The 20302-nt window shown below is 30.6% G+C and carries 21 protein-coding genes; 11 read left to right on the forward strand and 10 right to left on the reverse strand.

Annotated features, from left to right (window positions below; all coding sequences use genetic code 11):
* The 5 genes from ACY2IJ_RS09920 (at position 1) to ACY2IJ_RS09940 (ending at position 5117) form a co-directional block, all read left to right on the forward strand.
* Positions 1 to 1041, forward strand: coding sequence for a VWA domain-containing protein (locus ACY2IJ_RS09920; protein WP_476724207.1), 1041 nt, complete (start codon positions 1 to 3; stop codon positions 1039 to 1041).
* Position 1042: 1 nt separating this feature from the next.
* Positions 1043 to 1876, forward strand: a complete 834-nt coding sequence (locus tag ACY2IJ_RS09925) for a tetratricopeptide repeat protein (protein ID WP_476724208.1) — start codon at positions 1043 to 1045, stop codon at positions 1874 to 1876.
* Positions 1860 to 3656, forward strand: a complete 1797-nt coding sequence (locus ACY2IJ_RS09930) for a BatD family protein (RefSeq protein ID WP_476724209.1) — start codon at positions 1860 to 1862, stop codon at positions 3654 to 3656. The genes ACY2IJ_RS09925 and ACY2IJ_RS09930 overlap by 17 nt, the downstream gene beginning before the upstream one ends.
* 3 nt (positions 3657 to 3659) lie before the next feature.
* A complete protein-coding gene (locus tag ACY2IJ_RS09935; protein ID WP_476724210.1) occupies positions 3660 to 4412 on the forward strand; it encodes a tetratricopeptide repeat protein in 753 nt (250 codons plus the stop codon).
* A 153-nt stretch (positions 4413 to 4565) separates the two neighbouring features.
* On the forward strand, positions 4566 to 5117 hold the full coding sequence (locus ACY2IJ_RS09940) for an NUMOD4 domain-containing protein (protein WP_476724211.1): 552 nt from the start codon (positions 4566 to 4568) through the stop codon (positions 5115 to 5117).
* A gap of 59 nt (positions 5118 to 5176) precedes the next feature.
* Here the strand turns inward: ACY2IJ_RS09940 and ACY2IJ_RS09945 are convergent, their stop codons facing one another.
* Positions 5177 to 6007 carry a mechanosensitive ion channel family protein gene (locus tag ACY2IJ_RS09945; protein WP_476724212.1) on the reverse strand — a complete coding sequence of 277 codons (831 nt, stop codon included), beginning with the start codon at positions 6005 to 6007 and terminating at the stop codon, positions 5177 to 5179.
* A 123-nt stretch (positions 6008 to 6130) separates the two neighbouring features.
* Between ACY2IJ_RS09945 and ACY2IJ_RS09950 the strand changes: the two genes are divergently transcribed.
* Positions 6131 to 7039 carry a TIGR01777 family oxidoreductase gene (locus ACY2IJ_RS09950; RefSeq protein WP_476724213.1) on the forward strand — a complete coding sequence of 303 codons (909 nt, stop codon included), beginning with the start codon at positions 6131 to 6133 and terminating at the stop codon, positions 7037 to 7039.
* Between the two features lies 1 nt (position 7040).
* Here ACY2IJ_RS09950 and ACY2IJ_RS09955 read toward each other — a convergent pair whose 3' ends face one another.
* From ACY2IJ_RS09955 to ACY2IJ_RS09970, 4 genes are all read right to left on the reverse strand, one after another.
* The gene (locus ACY2IJ_RS09955; protein WP_476724214.1) at positions 7041 to 7883 is read right to left on the reverse strand and encodes a DUF4437 domain-containing protein; all 843 of its coding nucleotides are present in this window, start codon (positions 7881 to 7883) and stop codon (positions 7041 to 7043) included.
* Positions 7884 to 7893: 10 nt separating this feature from the next.
* The gene (locus ACY2IJ_RS09960) at positions 7894 to 8901 is read right to left on the reverse strand and encodes a zinc-binding alcohol dehydrogenase family protein (RefSeq protein WP_476724215.1); all 1008 of its coding nucleotides are present in this window, start codon (positions 8899 to 8901) and stop codon (positions 7894 to 7896) included.
* A 71-nt stretch (positions 8902 to 8972) separates the two neighbouring features.
* Positions 8973 to 9647 (reverse strand): NAD(P)H-dependent oxidoreductase, encoded by a 675-nt coding sequence (locus ACY2IJ_RS09965; protein WP_476724216.1) that lies wholly within the window; start codon positions 9645 to 9647, stop codon positions 8973 to 8975.
* Positions 9648 to 9845: 198 nt separating this feature from the next.
* Positions 9846 to 10652, reverse strand: coding sequence for an SDR family NAD(P)-dependent oxidoreductase (locus ACY2IJ_RS09970; protein WP_476724217.1), 807 nt, complete (start codon positions 10650 to 10652; stop codon positions 9846 to 9848).
* 216 nt (positions 10653 to 10868) lie between these two features.
* On the opposite strand from ACY2IJ_RS09970, the gene ACY2IJ_RS09975 reads away from it, so the two are divergent.
* On the forward strand, positions 10869 to 11753 hold the full coding sequence (locus ACY2IJ_RS09975) for an AraC family transcriptional regulator (protein WP_476724218.1): 885 nt from the start codon (positions 10869 to 10871) through the stop codon (positions 11751 to 11753).
* Here ACY2IJ_RS09975 and ACY2IJ_RS09980 read toward each other — a convergent pair.
* Positions 11750 to 12562 (reverse strand): Rossmann-fold NAD(P)-binding domain-containing protein, encoded by an 813-nt coding sequence (locus ACY2IJ_RS09980; RefSeq protein WP_476724219.1) that lies wholly within the window; start codon positions 12560 to 12562, stop codon positions 11750 to 11752. The genes ACY2IJ_RS09975 and ACY2IJ_RS09980 overlap by 4 nt on opposite strands.
* Positions 12543 to 13067 carry a CvpA family protein gene (locus ACY2IJ_RS09985; protein ID WP_476724220.1) on the reverse strand — a complete coding sequence of 175 codons (525 nt, stop codon included), beginning with the start codon at positions 13065 to 13067 and terminating at the stop codon, positions 12543 to 12545. Before ACY2IJ_RS09985 ends, ACY2IJ_RS09980 begins: the two co-directional genes overlap by 20 nt.
* Positions 13068 to 13143: 76 nt before the next feature.
* On the opposite strand from ACY2IJ_RS09985, the gene ACY2IJ_RS09990 reads away from it, so the two are divergent.
* A complete protein-coding gene (locus tag ACY2IJ_RS09990) occupies positions 13144 to 13485 on the forward strand; it encodes a hypothetical protein (protein ID WP_476724221.1) in 342 nt (113 codons plus the stop codon).
* Positions 13486 to 13516: 31 nt separating this feature from the next.
* Complete coding sequence (locus tag ACY2IJ_RS09995; protein ID WP_476724222.1) at positions 13517 to 14830, forward strand: TlpA family protein disulfide reductase; 1314 nt, start codon at positions 13517 to 13519, stop codon at positions 14828 to 14830.
* A gap of 1 nt (position 14831) precedes the next feature.
* On the opposite strand, the gene ACY2IJ_RS10000 is transcribed toward ACY2IJ_RS09995, so the two are convergent.
* Complete coding sequence (locus ACY2IJ_RS10000; RefSeq protein ID WP_476724223.1) at positions 14832 to 15935, reverse strand: TlpA family protein disulfide reductase; 1104 nt, start codon at positions 15933 to 15935, stop codon at positions 14832 to 14834.
* A gap of 65 nt (positions 15936 to 16000) precedes the next feature.
* Positions 16001 to 16363, reverse strand: coding sequence for a YraN family protein (locus ACY2IJ_RS10005; RefSeq protein WP_476724225.1), 363 nt, complete (start codon positions 16361 to 16363; stop codon positions 16001 to 16003).
* Between the two features lie 477 nt (positions 16364 to 16840).
* Here ACY2IJ_RS10005 and ACY2IJ_RS10010 point away from each other — a divergent pair, with 477 nt between their 5' ends.
* Positions 16841 to 16987, forward strand: coding sequence for a hypothetical protein (locus tag ACY2IJ_RS10010; RefSeq protein ID WP_476724226.1), 147 nt, complete (start codon positions 16841 to 16843; stop codon positions 16985 to 16987).
* A 40-nt stretch (positions 16988 to 17027) separates the two neighbouring features.
* On the opposite strand, the gene ACY2IJ_RS10015 is transcribed toward ACY2IJ_RS10010, so the two are convergent.
* Positions 17028 to 18005, reverse strand: coding sequence for a S66 peptidase family protein (locus ACY2IJ_RS10015; RefSeq protein WP_476724227.1), 978 nt, complete (start codon positions 18003 to 18005; stop codon positions 17028 to 17030).
* 109 nt (positions 18006 to 18114) lie between these two features.
* Between ACY2IJ_RS10015 and metG the strand changes: the two genes are divergently transcribed.
* A complete protein-coding gene (metG, locus tag ACY2IJ_RS10020; RefSeq protein WP_476724228.1) occupies positions 18115 to 20190 on the forward strand; it encodes a methionine--tRNA ligase in 2076 nt (691 codons plus the stop codon).
* Positions 20191 to 20302: the final 112 nt, after the last annotated feature.

Below are 20302 nucleotides of genomic sequence, written 5' to 3' on the forward strand. Positions count from 1 at the left end.
ATGCAAAGATTAGAAGAACCTATATATTTTTATGCCCTTGCATTACTTCCTTTTTTATTGGTGGTTTTGTTATACAAGTTTTGGTGGCAAAAACGTACACAAAAAGCTTTTGCTACCGCTGGATTGTTACAAAAATTAGCTCCAGATTTTTCGGTGTACAAAGCTACGGTAAAATATGTGTTTTTAGCTTTGGCTATAGTTAGTTTGGTTATTGCATTGGTCAATCCAAAAATAGGAACCAAGTTAGAAACCGTTAAGAGAGAAGGAGTAGATATTGTATTTGCTTTAGATGTTTCTAAAAGTATGTTATCAGAAGATATTGCACCTAGCCGATTAGAAAAAGCAAAACAAATTATTCTTAAAACCATAGATCAATTAGGTAGCGATAGAATTGGAATTATTATTTATGCAGGTAATTCTTATCCATTATTGCCCATTACTACAGATCATGCAGCGGCCAAATTGTTTTTAAAAAATGCATCGCCAGATATGGTTTCTAGTCAAGGAACTGCTATTAACGAAGCTTTAAGTTCTGCTAAAAATTACTATAATAATGAGGAGCAAACCAATAAGTATTTAGTCATTTTATCCGATGGTGAAGATCATGAAGAAAACACCATAGACCAAGCCAAAGAACTTGCCAAAGACGGAATTAAAGTAATTACTGTGGGAGTGGGTACCGAAAAAGGAGGCGTAATTCCAGACATGATTAACGGTTATAAAAAAGGCTTAAAAAAAGACAAAAACGGAGAAGTAGTTATTACCCAAAGACATGTACAAGTGTTGCAAGAGGTAGCAGCAAGTGCTAATGGTTTTTATGTAGATGGAAATAGAACAGCAACATCGGTTAATAAAATTATTGATGTACTGTCTAAAGCCAAAAAAACAGAGTTTGAAACCAAACAATTTTCAGATTATAAAAGTCAGTTCCAATGGTTTATTGGTTTAGGAATTTTATGGTTACTATTAGATTTGTTTGTTTTTGAAAAGAAAACAAAATGGGTAAAGAGAGTGAATTTGTTTAATGAAAATGAAGAATAGAATGAAGCAAATACTATCCTTATTTATAGTTTTTACTACGTTGGTAACTTTTGGTCAAGAGTTGCCAAAAGAAAAGCTGTACGAAGCTAAAAAGCAATTAAGAAGTGGAAACAAAGCATACGATAAAAAGAATTATGCTGATGCTGCCATTGCTTATCAAAAAAGTTTGGCAGAAGATGGAACGTATTACAAAGGAGCTTATAATTTAGCCAATTCTTACTTTAACCAAAAAAAGTATAAAGAGGCTATTACACAATATCAATTAGCAAATAAATTAGCCAAAACAAAAGAAGAAAAGGCTAAAATTAGTGAGTTGATAGGGGATTCTTTTAAAAAACAAAAGGAATTAGAAAAAGCCTTAGAGTCTTACAAACAAGCTTTGTTAAAAAATCCTAAAGACGATATTCTTCGTCAAAAATTTATTGCTGCCAAACAAGAAAAACAAAAACAAGATCAACAAAATAAAGACAATAAGGATAACAAAGACAACAAGGACGATAAAAATAAGGACAAAAACGACAAAGGAGACAAAGACCAAAATAAAGACGGAAAAGGGGATAAGGATAGCGATAAAAAAGACGACAAGGACGGAGACAAGAAGGACGATAAAGAAAACGAAGACAAAAAAGATCAAGATTCTGATAAAAAGGATGGCGATAAAGGAGATGATAAAAAAGAGGAAGAACAACCTGGTCAGCCTAAAGAATCCAAACTTTCTCCACAACAAATGGAGCAGTTGTTAGAGTCTATGAGTAACGAAGAGCAAAAAACTCAGAAAAAGGTAAACGCTCAAAAAGTAAAAGCAAAAACAAACAAAAATGAAAAAGACTGGTAACCCATTTTTATTCAAAACAATTGCCTTGTTTTTGTTTTTTATGAGTACTACACTAGTAGCACAAGTAAAATTAACGGCAAGAGCAAGTAAAAAAACATTAGGAGAAAATCAACGTTTTAGGTTAGAATACACCATTAATAACCAGGAGGCAGATGATTTTAAACTTCCTAATTTTAAAGATTTTAAAATAGTAGGAGGTCCTAGTCAATCGGTTAGTAATTCATACACGTTTATTAACGGAAAGGCACAAAGTAATTTTACCAAAACCTTTACCTACATGGTAGAGCCAAAAAGAAAAGGTACGTTTACATTGCCACCAGCTACCATACAATACAAAGGAAAAACAATAGAATCTAACGCAATTACAATTCAGGTACTAGATCCTGTAGATTTGCCAAAAGATCCTAACGACCCAAATTACATTGCAAGTCAGAATGTAAAAATGGTTACGACTATATCTAACGAAAATCCGTACGTTGGAGAGCCTATTTATGTGGAATATAGACTGTATGTAAATCAAATGGCAATTAATGGTTTTGATGTAGATACACCACCTAATTACGAAGGTTTTTGGAGTCAAACATTAGAAAATGAAAGACCACAATTTAAAGACGGAACTTATAAAGGAGAACCATGGCAATATGCAACATTGCACAAAGTATTGTTAATTCCACAAAGTTCAGGAGAGTTGTCTGTCAACTCAATGTCTGCCAATTTAACCATTGGAGTTCCTACAGGAAGAGGAGATTTTTTTGGAAATATGATTACACGTAATGTCAATCAAAAATTAACATCAGCAAAAAGAACTATAAAAGTAAAATCCTTACCGTTAGAAGGAAAACCTTTAAATTTTTCTGGAGCTGTAGGAGATTATAGCTATAGCGTAAACACAAGCAGAGCTGTTTTTAAAGCCAATGAATCGGCACAAATAAAAGTAAAAGTATCGGGTAAAGGAAATTTAAAATTATTTGAAATACCTACCATTAAAACTCCTAAAGAATTAGAAGTTTACGATCCGGAAAGGAAAGAAAACGTAGAAGTTACTAGCTCTGGTTTAAGAGGAAGTATAGAAAATGCGTATACAGTAGTACCTCAATACAAAGGAAAATTTATCATTCCGGCTACATCATTTAGCTATTTTAATCCTAAAGAAGAAAAATACCAAACCATTACTTCTGATGAAATTGTGTTAGATGTTACAGAAGGAAAAGAATTGATAACTTCTGCACCTTCTGACTATACAAATGGGACTATAAAACAAGTAGTTGGTAAAAGCGATCAGAATTTTAGATATATACAAACCAGTACTCAACTAGAATCTATAGAAAAAGAAGATTTTTACTTGTCTAAATGGTTTTATATATTATTGTTATTGCCTTTGGTTATTTTACCATTAGGAGTTTTTGCTTCTAAAAAACAAAGAGAACTAAGTAAAGACATTGCTAGAAACAAATTAAAGCAAGCAGATAAATTAACGAAGAAATATTTAGCAAGTGCTAAAAAGGAGCTAGGAAATAAAGAAACTTTTTACAGTTCGTTAGAAAAGGCATTACACAACTATTTAAAAGCTAAATTAAGAGTTGAAACTACAGATATTTCTAAAGATAAAATTGCAGAAATATTAAAAGGCAAAGGTGTTTCTGATGAAATTATAAATCAGTTTACAGCCGTATTTACAGCTTGTGAATATGCTAGGTACGCAGCCTCTTCTGAAGCTAAAATGCAAGAAGATTTTGAGAAAGCAAAACAAGCCATTACCTTAATTGATAAAAACTTATAAAAAATGAAAAATTTTATAATTGGAATTTTTGTAATGTTCATTGGTTTTGTAAATGCTCAAGATTTGCAAAACACATTTAAAGAAGCAAACAATCAATATCAGAAAGAAGCTTATACACAGGCCATAAAATCTTATCAAAGTATTTTAGAGCAAGGCTTAGAGTCTTCTGAGCTTTATTTTAATTTAGGAAATGCTTACTACAAAACCAATCAAATGGCAGAGGCTATTTATTATTTTGAAAAAGCATTGGTCTTAAATCCATCCAATCAAGATGCAAAAAACAATCTTACATACGCTAACCGTAGTATAATTGATAGCATTAAAATTATTCCAAAATCAACGTTAGAAAAATTTAACGACACAGTATTGGCTGTGTTTTCTTACAACACATGGGCAAAAATAGCAGTTGTTTGTTCTCTGTTAGCTGCTTTGGTTTGGATGCTTTTTTTCTTTAGCACACAACCTGGTGTAAAAAAGCTATTTTTTACCTTAGGTATTGTAATTAGTGTGGCTTGTTTTGTAGGATGGGGAGTGGCATCTCAGCAATATGTAAAAAACAAAAACACAGTATATGCTATTGTTTTTGCCGAAGAAATATCTGTTAAAAATGCACCTAGAAACAGTGCTTTAGAAATATTTTTACTACACGAGGGTACCAAGCTAAAGGTATTAGACAAAGTAGGGGATTGGCATAAAATTAAAATTGCTGACGGGCAAATAGGTTGGATTCCTAAAGAAGCTATTAAGGTTTTTTAAAAACATTTTGTTATATTTGAGAGACCTATTGTTTACTTACCCCAAGTAATTCTTTAGTAACATACCCTATAATCGATGCTATGATTAAGATGTAACAAATTTTTACAGAATTTTTTTGTAGAACAGAGTATTAACGCGTTTAAATTTTAGTTTATGATACACGGATTTAGAAATGAAGAATGGAAAGAAATTAAGTTTGATGACAAAATAGCACCAACTGAAAAATGGAAAATTTCTAATTTTGGAAGGGTTTTAAATTGTAAAGGTGATGAAGAAAAATTATTAAGAAAAAACTTAATAAATGGTTACCCTGCAATTCCCGCTAAGCAAAAGAAAAATGGTAAAAAAACAAGCAGATTTATACACAAACTAGTTGCTGAACATTTTTTAGAAAAGAAAGAAGATGATATACATGTAATTCATTTAGATTACGACAAGTTAAACAATCATGTATCTAATTTAAAATGGGCTACCAAAAGAGAAAAAGAACTACACCAGTTTAAAAATCCTGTGTTTATAGAGGCTGTAAAGAATAAAAAAGTAAACTATAAACTAGATGAAGGAAAAGTGAGGATGATCAAACGTAAATTGGCAAGCAAAAAAAGTCATACAAGATTAAAAATGATAGCCAAACAATTTGGTGTTTCTGATATGCAAATACACAGAATTAAAACCGGTGAAAACTGGGGACATGTAAAAATATAAATAGAAAAAAGCCACTCAATATTGAGTGGCTTTTTTCTATTATTTATAGTCTAAATTTTTTATTCAGCTTTGTGAACGTGAACATCCATTTGTGGATAAGGAATATTTAATCCAGCTTTGTTAAATTCGTTGTAAACTTTAGCATTGGTATCAAAATAAACTCCCCAATAATCTGCAGCGTTTACCCATACTCTTACCGCAAAATTAACAGAACTATCTGCCAAAGCAACCACTTCTACAAAAGGTTCAGCAGGATCGTTAATAATTCTTGAATCAGCTTTTAAAATAGCCAATAAAACCTCTTTACCTTGCTCTATACTGTCTCCATATCCAATTCCAAAAGTAAAATCAACTCTACGTTTAGGTTCAGTAGAATAATTTACCATAGAAGAGTTAGACAATCCTCCGTTAGGAATAATAATTGTTTTGTTATCTGGAGTTTTTAAAATAGTATTAAAAATTTGAATTTCTTTTACAGAACCTGTGTATCCTTGTGCTTCAATTACATCACCTACTTTAAAAGGCTTAAAAATTAAAATCATAACTCCACCAGCAAAGTTTTGTAAAGTTCCAGATAAAGCCATACCAACAGCCAAACCAGCAGCTCCTAAAATAGCAATAAAAGAAGTCATTTCAATACCTAAAGTAGATAGTACAGTAATTACCAAAACAACTTTTAGTAAAACACTTACAATACTTTTTAAGAAAGGTTTTAAAGAATCGTCAGTTTTACTTTTGTCTAGCATTTTACTAAAGCCCTTTACAATAGCTCCAATAATAAAACCTCCAATAATCCATACAGCAATAGCAGAAACTAGCTTTAATCCGTATAGAGTAATGTATTCAGAACCTTTTGCTGATACATTTTCAATAATGTTGTTTACATCCATAATTTTATGTTTATAAGTTTAGTTAGAAATCAAATATAATTATTTTAAATAGTAATAACCTATGTTAGGTTGCTAAAAGCTACTGTAATTTTCTTATTTTTAAGAATATAAACAAATGTATATATGAAAGTTGTAATTACAGGAGGTACAGGTTTGGTAGGTAAACACTTGCAAAAAGAACTGTTATTGTTAGGTTTTGAAGTGATTATTTTATCTAGAGAAATAAAAAGCTCTACCACAAAAGGACTTTCTTATGCGGTTTGGGATCTTGATAAAAATAAAATAGATGTAGCTGCTGTTTGTAGTGCAAATTATATCATTCACCTAGCAGGAGCAAATATTGCAGATGGTAGATGGACCCGTAAACAAAAGCAAATTATTATTGATAGCCGAGTAGAATCTGCGAATTTAATTTTTGAAACGTTAAAAAATAATTCACACAAGGTTAGTGCTTTTATTTCTGCTTCTGGAGCCGATTGTTATGGTGTTAAAACCACAAATACAGTTTACAAAGAGTCCGATGCTTTTGGAAGTGATTTTTTAGCTGAGGTTTGTACAAAGTGGGAAGGAGCTGCTCATCAATTTGAACAATTGGGAATTAGAACCGTTTGTTTACGTACAGGAATTGTTTTTGCAACCAAAGATTCTGCTTTGCAAAAAATAGAAAAACCTATTCGTTTAGGAATAGGTTCTCCATTAGGTTCTGGAAATCAAATAATGTCTTTTATACACCTTAAAGATTTAGTGGCTATGTACATACAATCCATTCAAAATTTAAAAATGAGTGGAGCTTACAATGCAGTTTCCGATAATAAAACCAATGGTGATGTTACCAAATCGATTGCATCTATTTTAGAAAAACCTATGTTTATGCCTAATGTTCCTAGTTTTGTATTAAAACTATTGTTTGGAAAAATGGCCTCTATTTTATTAGAGGGTAGTGCTGTAGACAATTCTAAAATAAAAGCAGCAGGCTTTACTTTTAACTATCCTAATTTAACCACTATTTTAAAAGATGTATTGATCAAATAGTTTAATGTTTTCCTTTAATTTTAAACATTCCGTTACTTCTTATGTAGATAACTGTTTCTTTATCTGTAGATATTTTTGATGTAGAATTTTTTTCAGCTCCAAAATAAGATCCAGGATTTAATTGATTTTTTTCATCTTTTTTAGAAAATTGATGAGTTAAATGACCAGAAATAACAACTGCTCTAAAGTTTGGACTTAAGTTTTTAAGGTGTCCTTTAAATCCAGCTGGCAATCTTAAAAGTGTTGCACGAAGTTTATTTTTTTTATGACTTCCCCATAAAAAAGCAGTCTCTATATTGCTTTTATTCTCCACCCATTCAATATCTTTAGCATTTAACCATACCATGTTGGTTTTATCTACGTTTATTGGACGTTCACCATTGTCAAAAGCTTCTGATGTTGGTTTTACCAAATAAGGTCCTTCTTGAATATCTAAAAAAGCCAAATTTTCTTTACCATCTGCAGCAGTTATATGTGCTTCTCCAGCAGGTTGTTGCCAAAAAGATCCTGCTGGTAACCATTGTTTTTTTGCTTGTTCATCATCGTTGTGTAACAGTCCTTTAATAACAACTCCACGGTAGGTAATATTGTGAATGTGTGGGGGCGAAGAAAATCCTTTGTTAAATTTTACTAAAAATCCAGCAGGTTCGTTCTTGGTACGGTCTCCCCATAATTTTCCTGCAGCAGGACTTTTATCTCCTCTTAAAGGGTTTAACCAACCCCATTCTACATTTTCTGCAGTTACCACTTCGTTTTTAGAAAGTGTTGAATCTGTTTTTGGAGTTTGTGCGTTTGCGTAAATGCTTGTAACCAATGTTACAGCGATAATAATTGCTTTTTTCATTTTTATTTTTTTAAAATTCTTCTAATACTATTTTACCTTTTGCTTTGCCTGTTTCTAAAAAAGCATGTGCTTTTCTAAGGTTTGCAGCATTAATGGTTCCAAAATTTTCTCCTAAAGTAGTTTTAATAGTTCCATTGTCTATAAGCTCAGATATTTTATTTAAAATATGATGTTGTTCTATCATATCATCGGTTTGAAATAAAGAACGGGTAAACATTAATTCTATGTGTGTAGAAACTGCTTTTCCTTTAAAAGGCATTACGTTTAATGATTTAGGATCATCTATAAAACCAAATTTACCTTGTGGTTTAATTAGTTTTACAATTTCATCTACATGGTGTTCTGTTGCGTTTAAACTTACAACATACTCTGGTGCAGGTAAGTTGTGTTTTTTAAACTCTTCGCTTAATTTATTTCTATGATTGATGATAGAATCTGCACCTAATTCTTTTAACCAACTGGTTGTTTCGTTACGAGAAGCGGTAGCAATAATGTTTAATTGGGTTAGTTTTTTTACCAATTGTACTAAAATAGATCCTACTCCACCAGCAGCACCTATAATTAATATTGATTTGTTAGCATCATTTTTGGTAACCTGTAATCTATCAAACAACATTTCATAGGCTGTAAGCGATGTAAGGGGTAAAGCAGCAGCTTCGGCAAAAGATAGGCTAGTAGGTTTTTTACCCACAATACGTTCATCTACAACTTGATATTGCGCATTACTACCCTGTCTGTTTAAATCTCCAGCATACCAAACTTCGTCACCTACGTTAAACAAAGTTACGTCTTCACCAATTTCTTTAACAATTCCAGTAGCATCCCAACCTAGTACTTTCCAGTTATTGTTTTCAGATGCTGTGTTGGCTCTAACTTTATAATCCACCGGATTTACAGATATGGCTTTAATTTCAACCAAAATATCTTTCCCGGTAGCTTTTGGTGTGTCTAACTCTATATCTTGTAGAGATTTTACATCTTCTATTGCAAGATTTTCTTTATATCCTATTGCTTTCAATGTGTAATTGTTTTAAGGTAAAAAAGTTTCAAGACGTTCATCTTGAAACTTTTTTAACAGTGGTTTTAAAATTATTTCCAAGTAACAATATCTTCTAAAGGTCTTCTTGATTTAGGAAATTCTGGTTCTGCTTTTCTATACCCAAATGCTACCATAAAAGACAAACCGTATTTAGTGGTATCTATTCCAAATTTTTCTTGTAACAATGCTTCGGCTTTTTCTTGATGAAATCCTTCTATTGGACAAGAATCTATTCCTGTTAACGCAGCAGCTGTCATCATATTACCTAAAGCAATGTAGGTTTGCTTAGAAGACCAATCAAACAATTTTTTATCGTTGTTTAAATTAAAGTCTCTTTCTTGAAATTCTCTATAAAATTTAGAATACATTTCAATAACCTCTTCAGGTAATTGTTTTACATCTTTCATCATGTGTGCAATGTATTCTGCATCGTGTTTTACCATAGGAGCTTTCATACTAAGTCCTAATATAAAATGGCTAGCAGTGTCTAATTTTACAGGAGCTCCCCATGCCACAGGTTTTAACAATTCACGCAATTCTTTGTCTTGTACCACAATAAAATGCCATGGTTCAAAACCAAAAGAACTTGGAGATAAGTTTGCTGTTTTTAAAATAAAGTTGATGTCGTCATCACTAAGAGTTTTAGTGGCATCAAATTCTTTAGTTGCATGTCTAAAATTAAATGCGTTTAAAATGTCCTGTTTGTCAATATTAGGTGTGCTCATTGCTTTATATTTTTAATGTGTTTTTTTATTTTAGTACAAATGTAAATGCTAAATAGGTTTATTTTAAAGTATAAAAAAAGGTGATTAATGTATTTTTAGGGGTTTTTAGGGTTTTATAGTTGGTTTTTTTATTATTTTAGTGTTTAGAGAGGTTTTTTAGGGGTTATAACCCTTTATAAGTACATAAAAAACAAATAATTACTGGTTGGTAATCTCTAAAGTAACATCAATTAATTCGGCTATTTTAACAGTATCATATGCATCAGGATGTGCGTTAGAAAAAGTACCTTTTGTATCACCTTTATCGTTGTCAAAATACATTTTAGTAATGTTGTTGTATTCATCTGATATTGCCAAGTCATATAAAATAGAAACACCTTTTTCTGCTGGAGACCAATGTTGTCCGTAGGCTTCTTTTGCCATTTTTGTGTTTAATAAAGAACCTGGGTTTACTGCAATTACAGAGGTGTTTTGTAGTTTGTCTGCTAAATAAAAACTCCACATGGTTAAGGCTAATTTACTCTGTGCGTAAGCTTCGTTTACAGATATAGAGCTTTGCCCTTTTAAAGCCGAAATAGACACAGGTGTTTGTGCTGCAGAACTTAAGTTTATGATACGTGATCCTGTATTAAAAATAGGAAGTAATGCATTTGTTAATGTGTAAGGAGCTAAATAATTTACGGCAAGTCTAATGTCTATTCCTTCTTTGGTTTTAGAAACAGAACTGGTAAGAATACCTGCATTGTTAATTAAAACATCCAATTCTGACACTTCTTTAAGGATTTGTTCTCCCATACTTTTTACAGCATTTAAATCAGAAAAATCTGCCACAAAACCTTTAATGTTTTCATTTTGACTAAGTTCTTTTATTTCTGTAACAACAGTGTTTAATTTATTGGCATTTCTACCGTGTACAAAAACCACATGTCCTTCTTTGGCTAGTTTAATAGCGGTTAGTTTTCCTATGCCATCTGTACTTCCTGTAATTAAAATATGCCTTTTCATTTTGTTTTATTTTGTATTTAATGTGAGTATTTAAGTAAATAATGGTTTTTCTTTTAAAAGAACATACCTACTGTTTAACAGTTACAAATTTACTTAGTTGTTTGTGTTGTTGTTAGGTATTTAAAAAGGGTATTTATGTATTAATAAAGGTTATTAGAGGTGTGTTTGTTAATTATTAATTGTTTTTTAATAGTTTTGATGTAAATAAACAAGATTATGGAAGTTTTAGAAGCATATAAACCTTTTGAAGTACAAGAAATTAAATTATCAGAATGGAAACAAAGAGCTGTTAAAAACAATTTTTTTGAATTGGTACTGATTAAAGAAGGAGAAGGAATGCAGTGTATTAATTACAATGAATATTTTTACAAAAAAGGAAGTATTTTTTTATTACCCCCTTTAAAATGTCATTCTTTTACAATAGAAAAACCAACTAAATTTATTTTCTTAAAATTTACAGATTCGTTTTTTAAAAATGCCAATCGGGTTTCTATAGACAGAAATGAATGGTTTAAAGAAGCTTCTTTTATACTTTCTAATTACAATCAACTGCCAGGAGATATTGTTAAGAATGAAGTAGATAGAAAACATTTGTTTAGACTGGTTTCTATGATTTTACAAGAATCTAGAAGTTATGAAGAAGAATCTGTAATGTTAATTAAAAGTTTAATGACAAGTATTCTAGAAATTTTAATTAGAAATATTAAAAAAAGTAGTTATTCAGAAATTAGTAGCAAAAACTCTGACGATAGAATTACCAAAATGCTTAGTTATATAAACGAAAATATTGAAAAAACAGAATTGTTAAAAGTAGAGAATTTAGCAGATGTTTTTATGATGTCTCCAACTTATGTAAGTGAGTTTTTTAGAAAACAAGTAAAATTGCCTTTAAGAGAATATATAATTAAAGCAAAAATAAAATTAGTAGAAATTAGGTTGTTAAATTCTGATTATACCCTAACAGAAATTGCAGATGAACTTGGTTTTACCGATGCAAGTCATTTGTCAAAAACCTTTAAAAAATATACAGGATTTTCTATAAGAGATTTTAAAAAGAACGGAGAATATGTACTTTTAAAAAGAGTAGAATGTGCTGTTTAATTTTTAAAAATGTGTAAACTCTTTAGTAAATCAGGGTGTGTAAACGAATAGTTTAAATCATCCACTAATTTTTGATTAGAGATTACTTTAAAGTTGTTTAGCTCTCTAACAAAAGTAGCTGTTTTTTTACCCAATTGCTCTGTAGCTTTTGTGTAATAATCTGCTTTTGTTGGGTGTGTTGTAGCGGCTGCATTATAGGTGCTGTTCCATTTTTGTTGTTCTACGATGGCTTTTACAATACCAATACAATCTTCTAGGTGAATTAAGTTTATTGGAGACAAAGCATTTTGTACGGTTTTGTCTTCTTTAAAAAAGTTTCCAGGGTTTCTAGTACCACCTATTAAGCCAGCAAAACGGATAATGGTTGTGTTAAATTTTTTGTTGTTTTTAAACAGGTTTTCAAAATCTAACAATTCTTTTTTGGCAGGATTAATTTTAAAGTTATCAGTATCTGTAATTTCTCCATTAACATCATCATATATAGAGGTAGAACTTATAAATAATACATGTTTTATAGAAGATTTTTCTATAGACTTAACCAGTTTTTTATAAGTGTTTAAAAACGGTTTTTGTTGTCTAAAAGGAATGTTAATTAATAAAATATCTGCTTGTAAAAAATGCTCTAAATTACCATCTATATCTTCATCAATTAAAAGCGTATATGGTTGAATACCGTTTTCTAATAATGTTTCGTGTTTAGAAATGGTAGTGGTACTTCCTTTTACAATAAAATTATCGTTTACTAAGGCAGTTGCTAATGGCAAACCTAGCCATCCGCAACCTAAAACACTAAATACTTTTTGTTTCATTTTTATTTTCTATGTTGCTATCTAGTTTGTCTAACAAAGTAGGAAAAATAGAAGGTGCAAGATTTTTTACAGGAGTAAACAAAATAGATTGTTCAATTTGTTCTTTTTCTAAAAAAGGTACGACTCCGTTTATTTTTTCTAACCAACCTAAAACAACACTTAAAATTAATCCTACTTTTAGCACTCCAAAAATAGCTCCTAAAATTTTATTTAACCAACCTAAGGCAATTATAGATGCTAATTTTGTTAGTAGTTTTCCTGCCAAAGAAATACTAATTACAATTACCAAAAAAGTAATAGCAAACGCAGATAATGCAATGTATTTAGGCTCTAAATTTACGTGCTGTACTAAAAGGTCTTTTGCATAAAAAGAAAAATGCATGGCTCCATATATTCCTGCAATTAAAGCAATTAATGATGCTACTTCGGCCAACAAGCCTTTCATAATTCCTTTTACCAATCCGTACAAAAGAATAATCCCTAAAACAATATCTAAAATTTCCATAAATAAATTTGACTCAAAGATACAGTTTTATCGTTTTCCCCTTTAGGACTTCTTATATTTGTTAAAAAAAGGAACGATGGTTAATGACGAACAATTAAAGTTGCGTTGGAATGAAATTGTAAAAGATTTGTCTAATAGATTTGCAGATGGAGATTCTCTAGATGTAGATGCTATTTTATATTTAATAGGAGTGCAAGAATTAGGGCAAGGTTATAAAGTTTTTAAAAAAGATGAAAAATTAAACTTAATGCATATTGCCATTTGTAGGTTGTTAGAACCTTATGGTTATTATGAGTTTGATTATTTTGATGAGGATAGCTGGCCACACTACAAAGTATTAGAACCTTTGCCAAATTTAAAGCCAGGAGAACAAACTTTATTAATGAAAGAAGCCATTGTTCGTTATTTTGATGAGTAGTTTTGGAATGTTATTTGCTTCACGTATATCTATGAAATATTTAAGCCTTTTATTGTTTGTTTTTACTCAAATTTTAACAGCACAAAACATTGTTAAAGGAACTTTTGTAGATTCTGTTCCTAAAATTAAAAGTGTAGCCTTGTACAAATTTGTTAAAGGAACTCCAAAATATATAAACTTTGTAGATGTAAATAAAAATTCATTTACATTTAAAATGGATAGTTTACCTACGGGTTATTACAAGGTTTTGTATCAGAATGTAAGTTCTGGTTTTGTAGATTTTATTTACAATAAAGAAAATGTAAACTTTAAAGTAAATAGCAAAGTAGGGCAACCCTCGGTACAATATTCATCTTCTAGAGAAAACCAACTATTAGCAGCATACAATTACAGTTTGTTACAGCTACAAACCAAATTAGATTCTGTACAAATGTCGTTTTTTAGAAAACCAAATGCCGATATAGCTTTTTATAAACAAGTAAAATCTAAACTAGAAGGAGCTCAAAATTACTATGAAGATTTGGCTAAAAATGATTATTGTTTAAGTCTAATAAAAGCATCTAAAAGATACAATGCTCCAATTCCATTTACATTACCAGGGAACTACATTCAATCTATTCAAAAACATTTTTTTGATTATATAGATTTTACTGACAAAGAACTACAAGATTCGGATTTTTTAAAAAAAAGAGTATCTGATTATGTTTTTTATTTACATCAATCAGAAAACAAAGCACAAGAAAGCAATTTGTTTATAAGCGCTATAGAAAAAGTAAACAGTATAGTATACAACAACAAATTAAAAGAGGTATTACTATCGGATCTTCTTAAGAAATTAATAGCAAAAGAAAATGACAAGGCACTTAATTATACTTTAAATCTGTATAAATTATTACCTAAAACAATTCAGAATGCAGAGCTGTTAAAAGAGGTGCATCAACAATCTAAAACGTTATTAGGAGTTGTAGCTCCCAATATTAAAATAACAGACAAAGAAACGCTATACAGTTTAACAAAATCAAATTATATAGTTATTTTTTGGAGTAGTACCTGTTCTCATTGTTCAGAGGAGCTGCCTAAAGTAAAGGAACTATTAAAAAATTATGAGACTACTATGGCTATTATTTCTGTAGGTTTAGAAAACAAAGAAGATAAAACCAAGTGGCTTTCTGAAATTAAGCAATATCCAAATTGGAAACACGTGTTTTCTTTAGGAAAATGGGATAGTACCGATGCTATAAATTACAGTGTTGTGGCAACACCCTCTTATTTTGTTTTAGATGCTGAAAAGAGAATTGTTGCCAAACCACATACATTAAAAGAATTAAAGGCTATTTTTAAATAAATTAATCTAATAGTTCTTCAATTTTTTTACTCATAATTTCATCAATATTGTGTTTGTAACCTGTTTCAAAGAATTGAATTTTTCCTTCTTTGTCAATAATAATATTGGTTGGGTATCTAGACACATCAAACTCTTTAGCCAACCATCTACCTTGTTCTACCAAATCGTATTGTAAAGGAGTGTTTGCTATAAATTTTTCTATTCTTTCTTTATTGTCTAATGCTACAGCAATAAACTTTACTTTTTTGTTTGATTTGTATTTTTCTTTAAGAAGGTTCAATTTTGGAATTTCTGATTTACAAGGAGGACAAGTTGTAAACCAAAAATTTAAAACAACTACTTTTTTTCTTAATTTTTTACTAGAATATACAGTATCATCAATGGTTTTTACTTTAAAATCAGGGCTTTCTTTATTAATTTTTTGCTTGTATTTTAAGGTTCTTTTAGCAATTTCTAAACTCTTGTTTTTTTTGTATTCACTATATGTTTCTACCGTATAATTTTCTAAAGAATAAAGAGATTCTGGCATGTTGTAAAAGTTAATTTTGTCTGCCGTAACGGTATAGTGTCCTAGTTTACTGTTGTAACCAGGATACTGCATAATAAACCCATCTACTTTGTAATTTTTATGATAATTTATAGGGAATAAATCAGTGGCATAAATTTCATAAAATTTTCCGTTTTTAATGGTAACGTATTTACGACAAGGAATTCCTAAAATCTCTTTAGTTTCTCCTTCCTGTAAAGCCGCTTCACTATAAGGTTTTAAAAAAGAATAAGAAACAGCCTTTTTGGGTTTACTTTCTTGATGGCAATAATATCTTTTCTTTTCTTTAAAGTTGTATAAATTAAAATGGTTAGAACCTGATGAGTTTCTGTACAGATAACGTTCTACAAGTTTGTTGTTTTTAAAAATAACATTTATTTCACGTAAAAAACTAGAAGATTTTCTTTCTAAATCTGTTAATTCTCGTTCGTAATTAACTTTGTATGTAATGACAATATCTTTACTTAAATCTTCTTTGTTTGGTTTTGTAAATTGTGCAAAAATAGAAGAAATGCTAAGTAGGGTTAGCACATAAAAAATGTGAGTTTTTAATTTCATAGAGCTTTTTTTCTCTAAATATATTTTTAAAAAAGACTATTCCCAAAATTTTTTTAATAAAAACATTATTCAAAAGCTAAAAAGGCTTCTTGAATATGATTTATTTTTGTTTCATTCTTATTTTTAACAATGGCAATTACATCAAAACGAACTTCTACATCTATGTTTTTTTGTTCTACATAAGCATTGGCAGCATTTATTAATAACCTTATTTTACTTTGAGTAATAAACTCTTCTGGGTTTCCAAAAAAAGCAGTAGTCCTTGTTTTTACCTCTACAATAGCCAAGGTATTTTCTTTAATTGCAATAAGATCAATTTCAGCTTTTAAATATCGCCAATTGGTTTCTAAAATAGTATAGCCGTTTTTAAGCAAATGTTCTTTTGCCAAATGCTCTCCTAAGTTTCCTAAATCGTTGTGTTGTGCCATTATAAATTCTAATATAGTTTTTTATATTAATATTTTTATGAAACGTTTGGTTATCAATTAAAAAATTCTGAGGTTTGTAGTAGAAATGAAACACAATAATTTACATAATACCCAGTCGGTTGCCTATACAAAATCGAATTATCAAGTTATGATGGTCAAAAACCATATAGCTCGGATGTTACTGTGTATTTCTATTTTTTAAAAAAATAAAACTAAAAATATATATAAAAGCATCCATTTGGATGCTTTTTTTCGTTTACAGCAAATTCTAAATAATAATTATATGAACACAAGTTATCACTCTTCCAATTTAACATTACAGCAAATTTATGTAACCAATTTTGCCAAATATATGTCGGTTTGGTTCCCAAAAAAAGTCCTTTATAAAACAGATTGAACGTACTAAGTACTCAAACATTTCAATATTATAAAGGCACTTTTTAAAGTGTCTTTTTTATTGATTAAAATTTAAATACCATGAAAAATAGCTTAAAAAACATAAACAACATTTTTAACAATGATTTTATAAATAACATCAATAACATCAATAGAAAATTATATCCAAGACCTTATTTGTTTGAGGATGAGGTAAATGAAGAAGATGAGCCCATTTTGTTTATATAAATAGTATTAAAAATTACGATTACCATGGTAATCGTAATTTTTAGTTCGTAAATTGAATGGTTGAATGTGTTTTGCCAACTTTTATTTTTACCTCTTTACCTAGAATTAACGGTACATTTTTATCTTCATGCCCTGCAGGAAAATCAAATAAAACAGGAATGTTGTATTTTTTTACAACAGATAAAATTAGTTGTTCAATAGTTTCTCCAAATTCAGGATAATTTTGTTTGGTATCAGTAAAATCACCAATTAGAATTCCGGCACATTCTTTAAAATATCCTTTTCTATCTAAAGCTCTTAGTAGCCTGTCTATGTGGTATTTGTACTCTCCTATTTCTTCAATAAAAATAATTTTATTTTTAGCAGAAAAGCAAGTGCTTGTACCAATCATATTTTCTAAAATAGTTAAGTTTCCGCCTATTAATACACCAGAACAAGTCCCTTTTTTGTTTAAGGGGTTGGATGGAATTGTGTATGTTTTTAAATTGCCTTGTAAAAAATTGTTTAGGTCTTGCATACTTTCTTCAATTGCTGGCCATGGCTGTTTAAAATTAATGGGCATAGGAGCGTGCATGCTTTGAAAACCTAAGTTGTGTAGTTTGTTGTGAAATACAGTAATGTCGGAATATCCAATTATCCATTTAGGGTGTTTGGCAAATTTAGAAAAATCCAAATCATCAATAATTCTTACAGAACCATAACCGCCTCTAGCACACCAAATGGCTTTTGCTGTAGGGTGATTTAATGCCCATTGCATATCGTGTAAGCGTTCTTTATCGGTTCCTGCAAAATGATGATGTTCATTAAAAACAGCATCTCCAATAATTACCCGATATCCCCAGTTTTCAAAAGTTTCCTTAGCTTTTAAAATAGCTTCGGGTTGTTTTATAATTCCTGCTGGGGCTACAATTAGTATGGTGTCTCCCAGTTGTAAAAAAGGAGGTTGAGTAAAAGTGATGTTTTGACTGTTCATAGAAGTAATCACAAATAAAAAAATGAGCCTAAAAAAGGTTTTCATACGTTGTGTTTGTTGTTCGAAAATACGCAATTTACAATCTTTCAACTACCTATTTTATAAAGTTTGGTTACAGAATTGTATTTTTGCGGTCAAATAAAAAGAAAACCTGATGAACAATCCTAAGAGATACACCATTACAACGGCTTTACCTTATACAAACGGACCTATACATATTGGTCATTTAGCAGGTGTTTATGTACCTGCAGACATTTATGTACGTTACCTACGTAACAAAGGAAAAGATGTTGCGTTTGTTGGTGGTTCTGATGAACATGGAGTGCCAATTACCATTAAGGCTAAAAAAGAAGGAGTAACACCACAAGATGTGGTCGATAAATATCATGGAATTATTAAAAAATCTTTTGAAGATTTTGGAATTTCATATGATAATTATTCTAGAACATCGGCACCTATTCACCATCAAACAGCTTCGGAATTTTTTACAAAGTTGTATGAAGCAGGTGAGTTTATAGAAAAAGTAGAATCACAATTGTTTGATGAAGAAGCCAATCAGTTTTTGGCAGATAGATTTGTGGTAGGAACTTGTCCTAAATGTGGAGATGAAAATTCTTATGGAGATCAATGTGAAAAATGTGGAACGTCTCACAACGCTACAGATTTAATCAATCCAAAATCTGCTATTACAGGAAACGTACCTACGGTTAAAGAAACCAAACATTGGTTTTTACCTTTAGACAAGCACGAAGCCTTTTTAAAAGAATGGATTTTAGAAGGCCATAAAGACGATTGGAAGCCAAACGTATACGGACAAGTAAAATCTTGGATAGATGATGGATTACGTCCAAGAGCGGTAACTCGTGATTTAGATTGGGGAATTCCCGTTCCTGTAGAAGGAGCAGATGGAAAAGTTTTATACGTGTGGTTTGATGCTCCTATTGGATACATTTCATCAACTAAAGAATGGGCAGCTGCAAACGGAAAAGATTGGGAGCCTTATTGGAAAGATAAAGACACTAAATTGGTACACTTTATAGGAAAAGATAATATTGTATTCCACTGTGTAATTTTTCCTGCTATGTTAAAAGCACATGGTGATTATATTATGCCAGACAATGTACCTGCTAACGAGTTTTTAAATTTAGAAGGAAATAAATTGTCTACCTCTAAAAATTGGGCAGTTTGGTTGCACGAATATTTAGAAGATTTTCCTGGAAAACAAGACGTGTTGCGTTATGCTTTAACCGCCAATGCTCCAGAAACTAAGGATAACGATTTTACTTGGAAAGATTTTCAGGCACGTAACAACAACGAGTTGGTGGCCATTTTTGGAAACTTTATCAATAGAGTTGTAGTGTTAACCAATAAATACTACAATGGAGAAGTACCAACACCAGGAAATTTATCTGAGTTAGATGAAGATGTATTGTCACAAGTAAGAGAGTTCCCAAATATTATTTCTAAATCTATGGAACGCTACCGTTTTAGAGAAGCTTTGTCAGAAATGATGAACTTAGCTCGTTTGGGTAATAAGTACTTAGCAGATGAAGAACCTTGGAAATTGGTAAAAACGGACGAAGAACGTACCAAAACTATTATGTATGTAGCGTTACAAATAGCTACTGCCTTGTCTGTTTTATCAGAACCTTTTTTACCATTTAGTTCTGAAAAGTTGAAGAACATCTTAAATTTAGGGTCTTCGAGCGGAGTAGAGAAGCAAATCTCTTGGAATGATGTTGAGGTAAAAGATGAGTTGATTGCTGCAGGACATATTATTGGAAAAGCAGAATTGTTATTTGCCAAAATAGAAGATGCTGAAATTCAAGCTCAAATAGACAAATTAGAAGCAACAAAATTAGCCAACGCTGCCGAAGCTAAAGTAGTAGAACCTCAAAAAGAAACCATTGGTTTTGAAGATTTTATCAAATTAGATATTAGAACAGGAACTATTATAGAAGCCGAAAAAATGCCAAAAGCTAAAAAGTTATTGGTGTTAAAAGTAGATACAGGTATTGATGTAAGAACGATTGTTTCTGGAATCGCAGAAAGTTATAAGCCAGAAGATATTGTAGGTCAAAAAGTATCCGTTTTGGTAAACTTAGCTCCTAGAAAATTACGTGGTGTAGAGAGTGAAGGAATGATTTTAATGACAGATACCAAAGATGGTAAATTGTCTTTCTTAGCTCCTACAGAAGATAACGTTGCTAACGGAGAATTTATAAGCTAGATTGTAGCTACATAGAATATAAAGAGAAAGAGAAAAGGTCTGTATAAATAGTATACAGACCTTTTTTTATATATAGTTTAGTTAGTTAGTCACTAATAAATAAGCAACATGT

It is taken from the genome of Wenyingzhuangia gracilariae (genome assembly GCF_056387575.1).